The organism is Halostagnicola sp. A-GB9-2, assembly GCF_030068615.1.
In the GTDB taxonomy this organism is placed as follows: Archaea; Halobacteriota; Halobacteria; order Halobacteriales; family Natrialbaceae; genus Halostagnicola.
This window is the reverse complement of sequence record NZ_JASJOC010000009.1, coordinates 44704-60018: the sequence shown is the minus strand read 5'-3', so window position 1 is coordinate 60018 and position 15315 is coordinate 44704. Positions and strand designations below refer to the sequence as shown.

Below are 15315 nucleotides of genomic sequence, written 5' to 3'. Positions count from 1 at the left end.
CCCGGAAACACTGGACAGAAGGGCTTTATATCAATCAGTCTGAAAATCCATTGATGGACGAGTCAGTCCCTCCAGACGACGGTGGAGATGACCGCGCCCTCGAGAATCGTCGACAGTACGAGATCCTTCGACGCGCCATCGAAGACGCCCTGTTGAGCGTCATCGGAACGGTAGTTTTGCTCGCGTTCGCATTCAGTTTCTTTTCCGTCGGTGCGTTCATCGTGATCGACGGAGGAACGACACCGGCCCTCGCGATCGGCGGGGCGATGATGGCCGTCGGAGCTCTCGGTGCCGCTATTCTCCTTGATCTGTTCCCATAGGAGAATAGTGTCGCAGGTCCCGTGTTCTCGAGGATCGATCCACAACCGCTTGTGTCAAGAGCGCAGATTTTTGGTTCCGCCCGACGAACGACCGGGTATGAGACATCGGATCTTCAACGAGGGCAGCGACGACGACCTGGTCTTCATCATGGGCTGGGGGAATCGCTGGACCCACGAGAACGTGAGCTGGCTCATCGGAAAGCTTGCGGACGCCGGTTTTCGAATCCACGCCTTCGAACCCCCGACGAACATCGATGACTTCAAAGCCGACTGGCTCGAGCCGATCGTCGAGTACGTGATCGACCTGGACGGCTACCAGCTGCTCGGCCACAGTGCGGGCGCGCTCATCGGACAGGCTCTCGACGGGGCGGAAAACCACGTCTATCTCAGCCCCTGGTGGGGCTACAGCGAAGATCACCCCGAATTCGCCCTCGACATGATCGAGAAAATCCCGACGAGCTTCCCGTTCGTTCCCTTCGGTGGCATGGGAAAGACCGAACTCGGAAGCCTCGCGACGGACCACCAGATCGCCACGACTCCCGAATGGGTCTCACCGGCGTTCATCCGGGAGACGCGACGAGCACAACAGGAGTTGCTCACGATCGACCACGACGCCGTCGTCTTCTGTTCGCTCCGTGACCCCGTCATCAGCCTTCGACCGATCGGCGAACGGGTGCCGTCCGAACATGTCGTCCTCTACAGCGGCGGTCACGAACTGTTTTCCTCCCGCCCTCGAGAACGCTACATCGATACCCTCATCGCCTCCCTGAAAGACGGGGCCGAAGCCGTCGAGGACCGCCCAACGGTTCCGGCCTGATCGGTATCAGCACCCGAACACCACGTTCCGAGGGGCCCGATGACCGACTAGTCGCCGAGCGCCCCGGCCAACCCGCGAAGTTGCGTCGGACCGTTCTCGAGCAGTGCCTGCGGAAAGCCGCGCCGAGCGTTCGCCAGTGCGGTGACGAGCGCACCGGCTGGCTCGTCGAAGAGTCCGGTTCCGTGACCGACGAGAATCCGTGCCGGATCGAGGCCCGTAAACGCCTCGAACGGCGGTGTTGGGCGACAGAGAAGGAAGACGCCGAGGCGCTCCGGGCCAACCGTATACAGCGGTGCAGTGCCGAGCAAGTCGGGGATGTACAGCGTGTCGTCACTCTCCCGATAGGCGACGCCTTCGGACCACCCGGGTACCGGACCGACCTGTCCGACGGTGAATCCGGACGAACCGAGCTCGCTCTCGTAATACTCGAGTGGTACCTCGAGGCGCTCTGGTACGCGCCCCATCCACGAGGGGACGTACACGGGAACGTCGTACCGCCGTGCAAACGCCGCCGAATCGCGAGCGTGGTACCGCGAACAGACTGCGACACCGGCGACGTGGCCGAGCGCGTCGATTTCCTCGTCGATACCGGGTGCATCGAGGGGATCGAACAACCAGACGTCGCCGTCGTCACCGACGAACGCGTGACTCGCACGCAGTCCTGTTTCCTGAGGATGAGCCAGCCAGCCGAAGCCGTTGTCGAACGTATCGATCATCCGGTAGCCACTCGAGTCCGACCGGTCGTACATGACCATCTTCTCGAGAGAGTGAGAGGTGTTGGCCCATAGACGTTTCGCCGCCACCGTCCGAAACCGGATCAGGGAGTTTCGAGAACACCGTCAGAGACGAAACCGACATACACCCGGACCGACTAGGCGCTCGCAATGGAGTGTAACCGGTGTGAAGAGCCCTCGGTCATGCACGCCGCGTACTCGGGAGCCCACCTCTGTGAGGCCCACTTTCGCGAATCGGTCGAAAAACGCGTCCGTCGCAGAGTTCGTCGGGATGACCTCGTTCCCCACGACGCCACGCCCGAAAACCCGCAAACGTGGGTTATCGGCCTTTCCGGCGGCAAAGACAGCGTCGTTCTTACACAACTTCTCTACGACACCTTCGAAGAAGACCCCCGCATCGAACTCGTCGGATTGACCATCCACGAAGGGATCGAAGGCTACCGCGACAAGTCCGTCGACGCCTGCATCGAGCTGGCCGACGACCTCGATATCCGCCACGAAGTCGTCAGCTACGCCGAGGAGTTCGGCGTTGAGATGGACGACGTCGTCGAGGACGACCCCGAAAACATGGCCGCCTGTGCCTACTGCGGAGTCTTCCGTCGGGACCTTCTCGAGGAGTACGCCGAGAAACTCGGGGCCGACCTCATGCTGACCGGACACAACCTCGATGACGAAGCTCAAACGGCGATGATGAATTTCCTCGAGGGCGACGTCGCCCAGATTGCCAAACACTTCGACGCGAGCCTCGGGCCGATATCGGAACGCGAAGATCAGGATGCGTTCGTCCCACGGGCCAAGCCGCTTCGAGACGTTCCGGAGAAGGAAGTCGCCCTCTACGCGCACCTCGAGGACCTTCCCGCCCACATCACCGAGTGTCCCCACTCGAGCGAAGCCTACCGCGCCGAGATCCAACAGCTCCTGTATGACCTCGAGGAGAACCATCCGGGGACGCGCCACTCGATCCTCTCGGGCTACGAGGAGCTCGCCGGAATCGTCGCGAACCGGTACAACGGCGACGACGAGGAGGGGGCCGACCTCCGGGAGTGCGTCGAGTGCGGATCGACGACGACCCGAGAACGCTGCCGGAAATGTTCGTTGTTAGACGCGCTCGTCTGAGGACGGGTTCAGCGGTCAAACGATTCGTTATGCAGATCAGTTTCTTGCTCCACGTCCTCTCGAGCGCGCGGATAATCAGCAACTGAGCCGTTCGAGTAGGGACTAACAGAAGAGCAACGATTGCCGAACTACACTCGTCAGTCTTCGTCACTGTCGAGTAAGACACGAGAAACGAGAACGGACCGAACGGATTATCGAATGACGTCGACGCCGTTTTTCTGCTCGACTTTGTCTCTGCCACCGTCACTCTGGGTGCCGGGATGCGAGTTTTCGACGTTCTGGCTCGCATCGAAATCGGCCTCGTTTATCCCCTCGATACTTTGTCGGGACTTATCCGCCTGTTTCTGCGTCGTCGGGCCGAGAACCTGGGCGCTCTGGACGCCAGTCATGATGGCCATGACGCGAACCTTGCCCTTGTAGTTCTCCTGAATGCGCGCGCCCCAGATGACGTTTGCACTCGCCTCGAGTCGTTCGGTGATGTTGTCCGCGATGCCTTCGGCCTCTTTCAGTGTGAGATCCGGTCCACCGGTAATGTGAACGAGGCCGCCGGAGGCACCCCGATAGTCGACATCGAGAAGCGGATGGTTCATCGCGTCGCTGACGACTTCCTGGGTCTTGTTCTTGTCCTGTGTCTCCCCAACGAGCATCACCGCGACGCCGCCCTGATTCATGATCGTGGACATATCCGCGTAGTCCAGATTGATCAGGCTCGGCTGGGTGATCGTCTCTGAAATCCCCTTGACCGTCTCGGCGATGATCTGATCCATCACCGAGAAGGCCTTGCCGATCGGGAGGTTCGGGACGTAATCGAGCAGCCGGTTGTTATCGAGAACGATGATCGAGTCGGCCTGTTCTCGGAGTTTCTCGAGGCCTTCCTCGGCTTTGACCGTCCGAGCACGTTCGACGTTGAACGGCGTCGAGACCATTCCGACGACGATTGCGCCCTGATCTTTCGCGATTTTCGAAACGACGGGGGCGGCACCCGTGCCGGTACCACCACCCATGCCGGCGGTCACGAAGACGAGGTCGGCGTCGCCGAGAACCTCTTTGATCGTGCTCTGGGCCATCTCTGTCGCGCGTTCACCCATCGACGGATCGCCACCGGCACCGAGCCCGTTGGTCAGCGATTTCCCAACGAGGATTTTGGTGTCGGCCTCGATCATCTTCAGGTGCTGTTTGTCGGTGTTGATCGCGACGGTATCCGCGCCGTCGACACCGATGTTATACAGGCGATTGATCGTATTGTTGCCCGCGCCACCGCAGCCAACGATCACGATCCGCGGATCGCCGAACTCGTCGTCGTCCATCGACTCGTCCATCTGACGAGCTTCGGCTTCGGCGTTGTCGAGGGCGTCTTGTACGATATCCTGCATCGTTACACCTTCGCCCAGCCGCGTTTGCCTGTTTGGTCGCGACGACCGTTTTGTTGTTCGTTGATCATCTCTCGGACGGCCGACCGGATTGCCTCGCTCCGGTTCGGAAACTCGCCTGAGTCGACCAGCTGTTCGACCTCGTCGATCTGCTGTTCCGGAATTCGCAGTGTCACACGCTCCATTGTTGTATTCCCTCTGGGTAAGACGGTGCGCCCCTGTTAGACGCTTTGTCTTACACGATAGACCGCCTGTATAGCCAGTTTCCCGGCGTATTCGGCCTGTGTAAGACGATCGTCTTACGCAACTATAGCATGCTGTTGATGAGTAATAAAACTTCCGTAAGACGAGAAAATTTCCGTATTACGAATTTCTCGAGTGTTGGCTGTTCGAATCGAGGACATCAGCTGCGGCCGTCCGACGACCGCAGCCGGGACAGAACGCCCAGTCGGACCGGAGCTCGTCACCACATTCACAGAACAAGCGGTGTGAGGCCTTCTCACCACAGTTTGGACAGTATACGTGTTCCCCAGAAAGGGATTCACCGCACTGCCCGCACTGTTGGTCCCCGGACGGATGTCCCCCGTGATTTGCCTCTCGTGTCGGACGCGGCGGCTCGGTATGGTCGGCGACGGGTTCGTCCTCGACCGCGTTCGGTGTCTTACGCGTTTGGTGTGCGTTCTCGAGTGCCACCGTGACGTTTACGTCCTGTGTCTCCCGGTGACGGTGCTCAGTCAGCCGATCCTCGAGCAGCGTATCGACGCGCTCTCGAATGAGTTCGTCGATGCTGTCGTTCTCATGGGCAGCGTCGGTCCGTGCCGGCTCGGCCTGGGTGATGGAGTCGTGGGTCTGACTCGTCTCACCGGCCTCGAGGTACGTCCGAAGCGCGTCGCGCATGACTTCGCTTTTCGACGCGTCGAACGTCTCGAGTTCGTCGATGAGCTCGTCGTCAGCACGGAACGTGATCTTGCTCATGAGTGTCTCGATCGGATACCTATTTTAGCCCCGTCCATATGAACATTTGCCTTTGTCGGACGGTTGTCACACAGCCATCGAATGATAACCCTTATGTCTGCCTCGTCTGCTATATTCGAGTGCCCGCCCTTAGCTCAGACTGGTAGAGCAGTCGACTGTAGATCGACTTGCCCCCCGTTCAAATCGGGGAGGGCGGACTTCTCCTGCGAACAACGTGAGCAGTGAGAAGTCTATCCTGAGCCGATTTGAACACGAGAGTCGCACGCTCGCGAGTGCAACGAGCGAGACCGTCTCTCACCTGTTCAAATTGGGAAGGCCGGGTTACCTTTCCCGTCGAACTGTGGCAAACGACCAATGCTATCTTCCGTGTGACAGCCACGACCCACGGAGTTCCGTCGCGACCGACGGGGTGAAAACGGTGAGCGATCACCGTGCGAGCGGCGCCGATCGTCAGGTGGTATGCCTGAGCATCTCCACGCTGATGGCTATCCTGTAGAGCAAATAGAGAGCGGCAAATCCGATCCCCAGCCAAACCCACGTCACTGCGGTTCCGAGGTCGTTCATGTTTACGATACCCGCCCAAATTCCGATGGACGTGGTAAAAAGAATGGTCGCAACCACAACGGTGGTGGTTCGGACGACATAATCAGCGTAAATCTTGTCCAGTTCGTTCGACATGGGTCGAACACGTTACAGAGTGATTATCATTCTTCCGGTCTTGTCAGCTGTACGTCTAATAGAGGATGCTCACTCCACCCGGATATTGATCAGAATTACTTATAATATGGGAGTTCAACGCGAAACGAGGGGGTACTCTCGACGAGTTCTCACTAATGGGTACCTCGAGAAGCCGCCCGTTTCCAGGGACGACCAAGACGGCTTCGAAAACGACGAGTAACTCAAGAAGCCGCCCGTACCACGCTTCAATCAAAACCCGTACTCAACTCGAGCCTTTCTCGATGTCGCCGTACTTCGACCAGAGACCGAGAAGGATCGCGAAAAAGACGATCCCGATTGCGACACGGAGCCCGATTTCTTCCCAGCCGGTTGCCTCGGCGTGGACGAGTCCGCCCACCCATCCGCCCACAAGAACGGCGAATCCGGTCGCCGCAATGATCATGACCAGGAGCCGATCAGTGGGCACGTTCATCACCTAAGTTGCCCACTCGAGCAAGTACAAACGGCCAGCTTGAGCTGGCCACGCGAGCGGTAGTACGAGGGTCGAAGACGACTGTCCGACGAACGCGTCATCGTATACTGTCGGCTGTACGTCGTTCACGATTCTCGTCGCTCCGAGGGTGTGTGATGAGTGAGTCGAGATGTCCCGCGGGATACTCCACCAACGAAAAGGCGAGGAAGACGACAGCACAGATACCCGGGCGGAGCGCGGCCGTTCCGAGATCGTGGGCTCGCGCGACGCGTACCCCGTGAGTCCAGATGGACGCCTGCCACATCACGAAAACGACACCGATCCTCTGCCTCGGCGGTCGCTCCGCGAAAAACGCGCCCGGAGAACAACAGGAGTTGAAGTTATCGGAGGAGTAACTGTCTCTTCGTTTCTCCCTGTTCTAAGGTTCCGATATTCGTTTTGGATTTGTTACGTACACCGATAGGATCGGAGAACGGGGAATCGGGCGCTACGAACAACTACGTCCGACGACAGCTCGTCATCGGGCACCGGTCAAAAACGCGTTCGCTCGAGAATCAATACTCTTCGCCGCACTTGTCGCACGTTTTCGTGCCGGGCGTCGGATCCGGCGGTTTCTTGACCTTCTTCTCGTTGTAGAGACACTGCGGACAGAGTTGCGTCGTCATACGGTACTCACCCTTCGAAGGCGATACCCACTCTCGACTAACAAGGTCGATACAAGAGAAGTATCGGTAGAGATGTCCTCCCCTGATATATACGCTCCCATGGTGCTCAATTCCTGGGGGAACTGTCGTATATGTATCGGCCGTAGTATTGCGTATTTGTCTTCTCCAGTTACCGGAAACACTCCGTCGAATTCATCCCGCCACCCGCATATTCTATCGGTAGAGGTGGGTTAACAAAATTGCGTAAGAGGTCGAATTCGATCTATATCGATTCATTGACCAATTCCGAGCCTCGAGAGAGACGCTGGTTGACACTGACGAGAGAGTATCCTGAGAGGCGTGACGAAGCGTACTGAAACGATACCCCCATAAATATCCTCGAGTGACGATATCCCGGTGAAAATTACCGAGTCACGAGGTCCGTATCCGTCGGCCCCTGCGCGTCGAACTCCCGAACGTACTCGTCTAGCTTCGCCGGATCGTTCGCGTTCGGCAGTTGAACCTCGGCCGTCAAACACTGCGCGTCGACGCCCAGTTTCTCACAGAGTAGGTCCGCCGTCATTTCGGCCATCTCCCTGTACGTGGTGAGCTTTCCGCCAACGATACTGACGAAGTTTTCGACGCCGTCTTCGGCGTGATCCAACCGGACGGATCCTCTCGAGATTGCGCGGCCGCCTCGAGTCGCTTCGTCGGGTTCGTACAGTGGTCTGACACCCCACCAGGTTCTGGTGGCGGTTCGGTCGCTGACGTCTGGGAGCAACTTTGCACACTCCGTAATCGTCTCTTCGATCTCCCATTCGGCCTGTTCGTAGTCGTCGGGATCGCTGACCGGAACGCTCGTGGTGCCGAGGACGACCTCCTCGTCGTGGGGAACGATAATATCCCCGTCGTCCGGATCGCGACAGCGATTGAGCACCGGCTCGAGACCGTCGTACTCGACCGATATCATGACGCCTCGCGTCGGCCGCATCTCGATGGAGACGCCCGCAAACTCACCGATCTGACCTGCGTACGCTCCGGTGGCGTTTACGACGACGGCAGGTTCGATCGTTCCGTCGATGTCGCCGCCGATCGAAACCCGCGCTATTTCCGTCTCTCCGCGTTCATCCTCCTCGAGCGTTATCGACGTCACCGGAGCGTGCGTCAGGATTTCGGCGCCGTGATCGCGCGCATCCGCAGCGTTTGCGGCGACCAGACGCGAGGGGATGACGACGCCGTCGGGGACCCACATGGCCCGTTCGACCTCGTGGTTGAGTTCCGGGAGTTCGGCTCGAATCGCGTTTCCGTCGACGACCTCCGTCGGAATGCCGATTTCCTCGCACGCCGCGCGCTTCTCGTCGAAGTACGTCGGATCGTCGCCGGCAAGTTGGACGAACAATCCTCGAGTGTGTCGGACACATTCGCCACCGATTGCTCGCAGAATTCGATTTTCCCGAAGGCATTCTCGTGCACCGTCTTCGTCGGCTTCGGCGTAGCGCGCACCGCTGTGAAGAAGGCCGTGTGACCGGCCCGACGCACCCGAAGCGAGGCCGTCGCGCTCGACCAGCGTCACGTCCACGTCTCGGAGTGCGAGGTCCCTGGCGATTCCCGTGCCGGTTGCACCGCCGCCGATAACGAGGACGTCCGTTCGGCTGTTCATAGGCGAATCAAGCGCCGCAGACGGACATATGTTTCACTCGAGAACGTCACCCTCGAGGGGAGAAAGACCCCGCGGTAGCTAGGTAGATGGTGTGATGATGGTTGCTACCGCAGGGTGAGTACATTATCCGCGGATAGTTGTACGGACCGGCGTCGGAGGCAAGGGAGGATCCGTCGGGTTCGATATCGAAGGGAATAGCCGATGGGTCGACGAAGGTGATCCGCTCAACGGTCGGCTCCGGAGCGAGTCGGAGCCGTCTCGGTTGACCCCCACGCGCTCGCCAGCCAACCGTTTTTCAGCGCGCCGCGGATACGCCCGAGCATGTCCGAGGAACCCGACCGCGACCGTGCACAGGATAGTATCGGTGAGCGAAAAGCCAGCCGAGCGGAAACAAGCGAGTCAATCCTCGAGGACGTCAAAGAACACCTCGGCAAACTCGAGTATCCGGTTACCAGCGAGGAAATCGCCTCGGAGTACGGCAGCGATCCGATGGAGCTTCCGAACGAAACCGAATCGCTGGGGAGCGTGTTCGATCGGCTGGCGGGCGAGGAGTTCGATTCGGCCGAAGAAGCCCGCGAAGCGGTCTACGGAGAGATTACGGGCCAGGCTGGAGGTTTACACGAGGCGAATCCCGAACGCGACCTCGAGGACCTCGAAGACCGATCTCAGAACCCGGTCGACGAACGTGATACGAATTCGCTGTAAGACACGAGATCCGACAGGTCGGCCCCTTCTAAAGAAAAAGCAACGAGAGTTCCACGGGTCACCGGACCCGCGGTACTTCACTAGACGAGAGCAATCGCTGTCGGATCGGTAGTGTTCGTCGAAAAATGAAGTCGTCATTCAGCGTCGCCGTCAGGCGACGGGGAAATCAGATTAGTTGCGGACGACGTTCGTCGCGCGGGGACCTTTCGGTGCCTGTTCGATGTCGAATTCGATCTCTGTGCCTTCTTCGAGGTCCGGACCGCCAACGTCTTCCATGTGGAAGAATACGTCATCGTCCGCGTCGTCCGTCGAAATGAAACCGTAGCCGCCTGTGTCGTTGAAGAAATCAACGTTACCGTTTGCCATTACAAACAAATGTAGGGCCACACTGCGGATAACCCTTGCGAGGGTCACGGTACCACGACCATCACCGCTCACGCTCGGCGTTCCTCGGCTCCCGACCGAACGGGCCCGTTATCGATCTACTCAGCCCAGAGAAAGACGTCAGTTCGGAGAAAAGACATCCGCTTTGACATCTGTCGAGATCCCATATTTGGCGTCTTCGAGCGAGTTCGGGAGCCCAACCGCCGTTCCGTTTTCGGTAGCGGCCGCATCCGCAGTTTTACCGTCGGCGCGATCACCGACGACAGCGCTATCCTCGAATCCACTCCCGTCGTAGTGTGCGCAGAGCGAGGCGCGAAGCCCATCCCGAACACAAGCTCTCGCCGCGCTTCCAATCGCCGTTGCAGTTCCGGAGAACTCGGTTTGCGAGCCGGCTGGATCGTGTCCGACGATGACGGCGTCGCTGGTCGTTCCGGGAAATCCCGTCGTCTCGAGGAGCGTCGCGGCCTTGGCCTCTGCGGCAACGGTGAGGAGGTTCGCGAGCGCGCCGGCGGAAAGCGACCGGGTCGTTCCGAGGAGAATATTCACGGTACCGACCGGTTCGTCGTCCCCTTTGTCACCTCTTTCCTCCTGTGGGAGCGTTCCGCCCGACGGATCCATCGGGAGCGCGGCCGGGTTCGAAATCCCCGCAGTCACCACTGCAGCGACCGATCCGCACCGAGCACCGCGAGCGTCCGCCACGTCGACGCCGGTCAGTAACGCGGGACCGCGTTCCTCGAATCCGGCCCGCTCGAGTCGGTCGGCAACGTACGTCTCGAGGTCCGTTCGCGGCCAGCCGTCGGGAACCGAGAGGTTGTACGCATTATCGGTCGTCCACCGACCGCCGTTCGCGCCGCTCGAGAGCCACTCCATACCCTCCCGGTGTAGCTGGAGGACGCCATCTCGTCGGGTCGTATAGAACGCAGTCGTCTCGGTCATCCGATCGTCAGTCATCCGTCCGTCACCATCTCACACCCTCCGCGGGTTCGACGTCCAGCGCCTCGAGCACTCGATCGTTTCGTCTTCGAGCTTTCACCGCGACCCGAATGTGGGACTCGAGCGACCGAAACGTCGTCGCGTCCCTGACCGCGACACCGCGATCGCGTGCGCTCGCGATGATCGACGGAACGTCCTCGTCGCCGACGTCACACAGGAGGTATGGTGCGTCCGACGGAAACACGTCGAACCGGGACTCCAGCGCGTCGCGCATCCGCTCGCGTTCGCGTTCGACGCGCTCGCGTGTTTCCGCGACGAACGCATCCTGATCGAGACAGTACGCGCCGACGCGAGCCGCTGGCGTGCCAAGAGACCACGCTCGACGGGCCGTCTCGAGGCGTTCTGCGTGTTCTCCCGAGGCCACCGCGAAGCCGGCCCGGATTCCCGGCAGTCCGAAGAGTTTGGTGAGCGAACGAGCCACGACGACGTGTTCCCAGCGCTGGCCCGACCGCTGGAGTTGGCCGACTGCGGAGGGGAAATCGGTGAACCCGAGGAACGCCTCGTCGACGAGTAGCGTCGTCCCGGCCTCCCCACAGCGGTTCGCAAACGTCTCGAGCGCGTTCGGATCCGCGGCGTCCCCCGTGGGATTGTTCGGCGTACAGACCACCGCGAGCGCACAGGACTCGAGCAGGTTCGTCGTCGCCTCGAGCATCGCGTCGTGGGGCGCAAAGACGGGGACGGCCCCCTGTAACGTAACCTCTCTGGCGTATTCTCCGAAGCTCGGGTACGGCAAGAGCACCCTGTCGCCGGGCTCGAGGGCCGTCTCCATCGCGAGCCGAATCGCGGCCAGCCCGCCCGGCGTCGGGACGACGTTCTTGCTCTCGCAACCGACGTACTCGGCGGCCGCCGCCCGGAACTCGGGATACTCGTCGTCGGGGTAGCGACGCGAATCCTCGAGGGCGTCCGCGTAGACCTCCTCGACGCCGTTGGGAACGAACGGGTTCGTGTTCGCCGACGCATCGAGAATTTCTTTGTCGGGTTCGCCGCCGTGGGGAACTCGTTGTCCCTCGCGAACCGAGTCAGGATCCATGTGTCGTTCCTTCGTCCGTCTCGGAGGAGAGTTGCTCGCCACCTGACGCCTCGATTCCGAGCCGATCACAGACGACCTCGAGACGGTCTCTGACTGCCGGAAGCTCCCCATCGGGAACGAGCGAGAGCGCGCCGCCCATAGCCACGCCTTCCTTGGCCTCGCCGGCGCAGTACCGTTCCATCGCGACGTGATCCGAGTCGTCGAAACCGGGATCGGTGACGATCAGCTCGCAGTTCAAGCGAAAGCAGGCTTCCCCGAGCGAGCCGGCTTGCTCGTCGGCGACGAACGACGTGGTCGCGAGGGATAGTTCGTCGTCGATCCCGAGGTGGTCCAAGACGGCGGCGACGGTCACCATCTGGGTTCCGCCGGCAAGCGTCACCGACGTTTCCGCCTCGAGCGCTCCCGCAGCGACACCCATCGTCGCGGCCTGGACCGGATCGCCAACCCGTCGAATCGCCTCGAGGGGCTGGTCCGCACACTCACCGACGGCGAGACCGCTCGCGGCGAGCGCCTCGTCGACGACGGCGTGTTTGCGCTCGATCGGGTTCGTCGGAAGCGACGATGAGACGCTCGAGGGCTCGCCGAGCGCCGTCAGGACGCCGAGTGCGGTCGTCGTTCCGCCGGGAATCGTCTCGCCGACCAGGATTTCGTCATCCGGCAGGCTCGCGCCGAACTCCCGAGCGCGGTCGTAGATCGCCGTCGCGTCGGGAACGGCCTCCGCGGATCGGATGTCGTTTCCAGGCGCCGCCTCGAGAGATACGGTCGGTGCGGCCGTCGACTCGGGAAGTCCCGCGTCGAGGACGGTCAGATCGAATCCGACGACTTCCCTGACGGCTCGCGTGATCGCGGCGGGCGTCGGACAGCCGTTCGGACTGACGGGCGTCACTGGGGATGCCGTCGGCTCCCCGTAGACGACGATTTCGGCGTCCGCGGGCGGCGTGTGTGCCATCAGCTCCGGCGTGGCACCTGCCGCACTGATGCCGTCGATCAGCGCCGTTTCGGTGCCGCCGGCGGCGAGAACTACTCGCACGGGTCACCCCGCTTTCCGACCCAATCCGATCGAATTCGCTCGCCAGCTCGATCTGATCGAATTTCGGACGCAACTCGCGTCTCTTCCAGTCGATTCACGTTGATCGCCAATCGCGGGTCGTAGCTTACGTCTGTCATATCTTGGGAAGTGGTGCCGACGACGTTGACCCCAGTCGGCACCAGGTGGGGTGCGTCCTCGAGTCGCGAGTCGATGCGGATGCCCAGTCGACGTTTCAAAGCCGCGGGGACACAGATCGTCCGGGAGTCGGTATCGTCGCCGTGGCGCACGAGGAGTCGGTCGACGACGGGTTCCTCGAGCGCGGGGAGGTCCGCGGCTACGGTTAGCACCGGTGGCGTTAGTTCGGAGTACTCGAGCGCGGTCATCAAGTCGGGTACGTATCCGTCGCCGGCGGTCTCGATCGTTTCGATCCCACCGACGGCCTCGAGGTGAGCCGCCGTCTCGGTCGCGTTCGGCGAGACCGCGGCGTAGATCGACTCGACGCGGCTCGACTCGAGCGCGCGACGAACGTGGTCGATCATCGCCGTCCCGTCGACCGGGTGGAGCGGCTTCTCGTGTGGACTCTCGAGGCGAGTGCCTTGACCGCCACACATTATAAGAGCATCCACGCGATCACCCCGGCGTGGATAGCGGCGACGCGACCGATTTCGTTCGCGGCACCGAAGATATCGCCGTTGAGACCACCGAGATGTCGAACCGCGAGGAACCACGCGAGCCCGACGCCGAAGAGCGCTCCCGCGACCGTCGCGACCGCAGTGGGAGTCGGCCACGTGAGGCCGATCATAGAGAGAGCGACGAGCAGGGAGATACCGAACCCGAGGGGACCGACCGCACCGGTGAGCGTCCCGCCCATCCCTTCGTATTCCGTGCTTCCGAGGCAGGCCATCGCCGCCATCCCGAGTTTCGCGCTGATCTCCGCGACGACGACGATACCGGCGGCGGTGAGCGCGTCGAGTTCTGTCAGCGCGAGTCCGCCGAACGCGAGTCCCGCCGCGACGAGCGAAACTGCGAGGATCGCGCCTACACCCGTCGTCGTATCTTTCAACGCTTCCCGACGTCGATCGACATCGCCGTGGACGGCCAGCGCGTCGCCCAGATCCGCCACGCCGTCGAGGTGGTGAATTCCGGTCACCGCATACACTGCGAGGAGGTACCCGAACGCCACCGCCGCTGCAGGGAGATACCCCGAAAGGAGCACGGGAATTGCAACCAGCCATCCGACCACGTATCCAACGATCGGGAAGGTCCACGGCCTCGAGAGAAAGGCGTCCCAATCGCCCTCGGCTTGCGGGACGGGAAGCCGGGTAAGAAAGGCGAAAGCACCCCGAAGCGCACTGATCCACTTATTCATTATATCCTACCCTTTCCCAGGGAAACGTAATTGCTTCGAGTTCGAGCGCCGACTCAAGGACGAGCATGCCACCATGGTTGCCGATCGCGCCAGATACTGCCGCCAGGAGAACGGCGATCCCGACGGCGACAGCAGCGGCGACTCCCACCACTGTAACGGCTCGTTCGCCGTCTTCGACGGTCGGGAGTTCGGTCCCGGAACCGTCGTTGAGCACGTACGCGCCCGGCTTCTCGAGTCGAACCGAGAGGCCGCAGGCGAGCGTCGCCATGGGCCAGCCCGAATTGGGCGAGGACGGAACGCGAGCCCAGCGACGAGCGCAACGTAGCGCACCCGGATCGGCCGTCGCGACCGCGAGACAGAACGCCGTCACACGCGCGGGAACCCACATGACGAGATCGTCCAGACGCGCGCTCGCGGTTCCGATCGGCTTCGATCGGTAACCGAGCATCGAGTCGAGGGTGTTGACGCCCTTGATCCAGGCCGCGGCTCCGGCCGCCGCCGGCAACGAAACGGGAGCTAGCACCGCGAACGGAAGCAACGCCGCGACAAATCCATCCGAGAGGTTTTCGGCGGCGCTTTCGGTCGCCCCGCTCCGAATCTGGGCCGGCGACAACTCCGCCGCATCCCGACCGGCGAGCCCTCGGAGTTCCTCGCGGGCTCGTTCGGGGTCCGTCTCCGTCGCCTTGAGAACGGAGCCGGTGAGCTCGAGGAGGAGCCGCAGGCTGGTCGCCGAAAAGAGGACGAGCGCGGCGGCGAGCGCGCCGAGTGCGGGAGTGACGAGAGTCGCCGCGGAAACGGCGAGGACGGCGAGTATGACGGGAATGAGTGGGAGGACGAGCGCGATGACGACGCCGATTCGTCGCTGACGACGGTCGTCGCCGCCCCAACCCCGGTCGACTGCGCCGACGAGACGGCCGAACCACGCGACCGGATGGACCTTGTTCGGCGGTTCGCCGATCAGCAGATCGAAGGTGAACGCCAACGCGATGACCGCAGGCGTCGTCAGGGACATCGCAGT

General features: G+C 61.5%; 18 protein-coding genes and 1 tRNA gene. 5 read left to right on the top strand and 14 right to left on the bottom strand.

Annotated elements, in window-relative coordinates; all coding sequences use genetic code 11:
- The first annotated feature begins 53 nt into the window (after positions 1-53).
- A complete protein-coding gene (locus QNM96_RS17915; protein ID WP_283838065.1) occupies positions 54-320 on the top strand; it encodes a hypothetical protein in 267 nt (88 codons plus the stop codon).
- 97 nt (positions 321-417) lie between these two features.
- Positions 418-1137, top strand: coding sequence for an alpha/beta fold hydrolase (locus QNM96_RS17910; RefSeq protein ID WP_283838064.1), 720 nt, complete (start codon positions 418-420; stop codon positions 1135-1137).
- 47 nt (positions 1138-1184) lie between these two features.
- On the opposite strand, the gene QNM96_RS17905 is transcribed toward QNM96_RS17910, so the two are convergent.
- Positions 1185-1892, bottom strand: a complete 708-nt coding sequence (locus QNM96_RS17905) for a hypothetical protein (RefSeq protein ID WP_283838062.1) — start codon at positions 1890-1892, stop codon at positions 1185-1187.
- 129 nt (positions 1893-2021) lie between these two features.
- Here QNM96_RS17905 and QNM96_RS17900 point away from each other — a divergent pair, with 129 nt between their 5' ends.
- Positions 2022-2987 (top strand): TIGR00269 family protein, encoded by a 966-nt coding sequence (locus QNM96_RS17900; protein ID WP_283838061.1) that lies wholly within the window; start codon positions 2022-2024, stop codon positions 2985-2987.
- A gap of 191 nt (positions 2988-3178) precedes the next feature.
- Here the strand turns inward: QNM96_RS17900 and ftsZ are convergent, their stop codons facing one another.
- The 3 genes from ftsZ to QNM96_RS17885 all read right to left on the bottom strand — a co-directional run bounded on the left by ftsZ (position 3179) and on the right by QNM96_RS17885 (position 5332).
- Complete coding sequence (gene ftsZ / locus QNM96_RS17895) at positions 3179-4360, bottom strand: cell division protein FtsZ (protein ID WP_283838059.1); 1182 nt, start codon at positions 4358-4360, stop codon at positions 3179-3181.
- 2 nt (positions 4361-4362) lie between these two features.
- Positions 4363-4542: a ribbon-helix-helix domain-containing protein gene (locus QNM96_RS17890; protein ID WP_049953285.1), complete on the bottom strand. Its 180-nt coding sequence runs from the start codon at positions 4540-4542 to the stop codon at positions 4363-4365.
- Between the two features lie 178 nt (positions 4543-4720).
- The gene (locus tag QNM96_RS17885) at positions 4721-5332 is read right to left on the bottom strand and encodes a CopG family transcriptional regulator (protein ID WP_283838055.1); all 612 of its coding nucleotides are present in this window, start codon (positions 5330-5332) and stop codon (positions 4721-4723) included.
- 123 nt (positions 5333-5455) lie between these two features.
- On the opposite strand from QNM96_RS17885, the gene QNM96_RS17880 reads away from it, so the two are divergent.
- A tRNA-Tyr gene (locus tag QNM96_RS17880) sits at positions 5456-5529 on the top strand.
- Positions 5530-5782: 253 nt separating this feature from the next.
- Here the strand turns inward: QNM96_RS17880 and QNM96_RS17875 are convergent.
- The 3 genes from QNM96_RS17875 to QNM96_RS17865 form a co-directional block, all read right to left on the bottom strand.
- Positions 5783-6010 carry an Mn2+/Fe2+ transporter gene (locus QNM96_RS17875; protein ID WP_283838053.1) on the bottom strand — a complete coding sequence of 76 codons (228 nt, stop codon included), beginning with the start codon at positions 6008-6010 and terminating at the stop codon, positions 5783-5785.
- 262 nt (positions 6011-6272) lie between these two features.
- Positions 6273-6482 carry a hypothetical protein gene (locus QNM96_RS17870; protein ID WP_283838051.1) on the bottom strand — a complete coding sequence of 70 codons (210 nt, stop codon included), beginning with the start codon at positions 6480-6482 and terminating at the stop codon, positions 6273-6275.
- Positions 6483-7550: 1068 nt separating this feature from the next.
- Positions 7551-8786: an FAD-dependent oxidoreductase gene (locus QNM96_RS17865; protein ID WP_283838049.1), complete on the bottom strand. Its 1236-nt coding sequence runs from the start codon at positions 8784-8786 to the stop codon at positions 7551-7553.
- A 321-nt stretch (positions 8787-9107) separates the two neighbouring features.
- Between QNM96_RS17865 and QNM96_RS17860 the strand changes: the two genes are divergently transcribed.
- Positions 9108-9491: a hypothetical protein gene (locus QNM96_RS17860; protein WP_283838047.1), complete on the top strand. Its 384-nt coding sequence runs from the start codon at positions 9108-9110 to the stop codon at positions 9489-9491.
- Between the two features lie 171 nt (positions 9492-9662).
- Here QNM96_RS17860 and QNM96_RS17855 read toward each other — a convergent pair whose 3' ends face one another.
- The 7 genes from QNM96_RS17855 to cbiB form a co-directional block, all read right to left on the bottom strand.
- On the bottom strand, positions 9663-9857 hold the full coding sequence (locus tag QNM96_RS17855; protein ID WP_006087710.1) for a cold shock domain-containing protein: 195 nt from the start codon (positions 9855-9857) through the stop codon (positions 9663-9665).
- 138 nt (positions 9858-9995) lie between these two features.
- Positions 9996-10826, bottom strand: coding sequence for an adenosylcobinamide amidohydrolase (locus tag QNM96_RS17850; protein ID WP_283838046.1), 831 nt, complete (start codon positions 10824-10826; stop codon positions 9996-9998).
- A gap of 7 nt (positions 10827-10833) precedes the next feature.
- The gene (locus tag QNM96_RS17845; RefSeq protein WP_283838045.1) at positions 10834-11898 is read right to left on the bottom strand and encodes an aminotransferase class I/II-fold pyridoxal phosphate-dependent enzyme; all 1065 of its coding nucleotides are present in this window, start codon (positions 11896-11898) and stop codon (positions 10834-10836) included.
- Complete coding sequence (locus QNM96_RS17840) at positions 11888-12928, bottom strand: TIGR00303 family protein (RefSeq protein ID WP_283838044.1); 1041 nt, start codon at positions 12926-12928, stop codon at positions 11888-11890. The genes QNM96_RS17845 and QNM96_RS17840 overlap by 11 nt, the downstream gene beginning before the upstream one ends.
- Positions 12919-13539 (bottom strand): NTP transferase domain-containing protein, encoded by a 621-nt coding sequence (locus QNM96_RS17835; RefSeq protein ID WP_283838042.1) that lies wholly within the window; start codon positions 13537-13539, stop codon positions 12919-12921. The genes QNM96_RS17840 and QNM96_RS17835 overlap by 10 nt, the downstream gene beginning before the upstream one ends.
- Positions 13539-14297: an adenosylcobinamide-GDP ribazoletransferase gene (gene cobS, locus QNM96_RS17830; protein ID WP_283838040.1), complete on the bottom strand. Its 759-nt coding sequence runs from the start codon at positions 14295-14297 to the stop codon at positions 13539-13541. The genes QNM96_RS17835 and cobS overlap by 1 nt, the downstream gene beginning before the upstream one ends.
- Entirely contained in the window at positions 14290-15309 is a 1020-nt protein-coding gene (cbiB, locus tag QNM96_RS17825; protein ID WP_283838039.1) for an adenosylcobinamide-phosphate synthase CbiB, read from the bottom strand. Before cbiB ends, cobS begins: the two co-directional genes overlap by 8 nt.
- Positions 15310-15315: the final 6 nt, after the last annotated feature.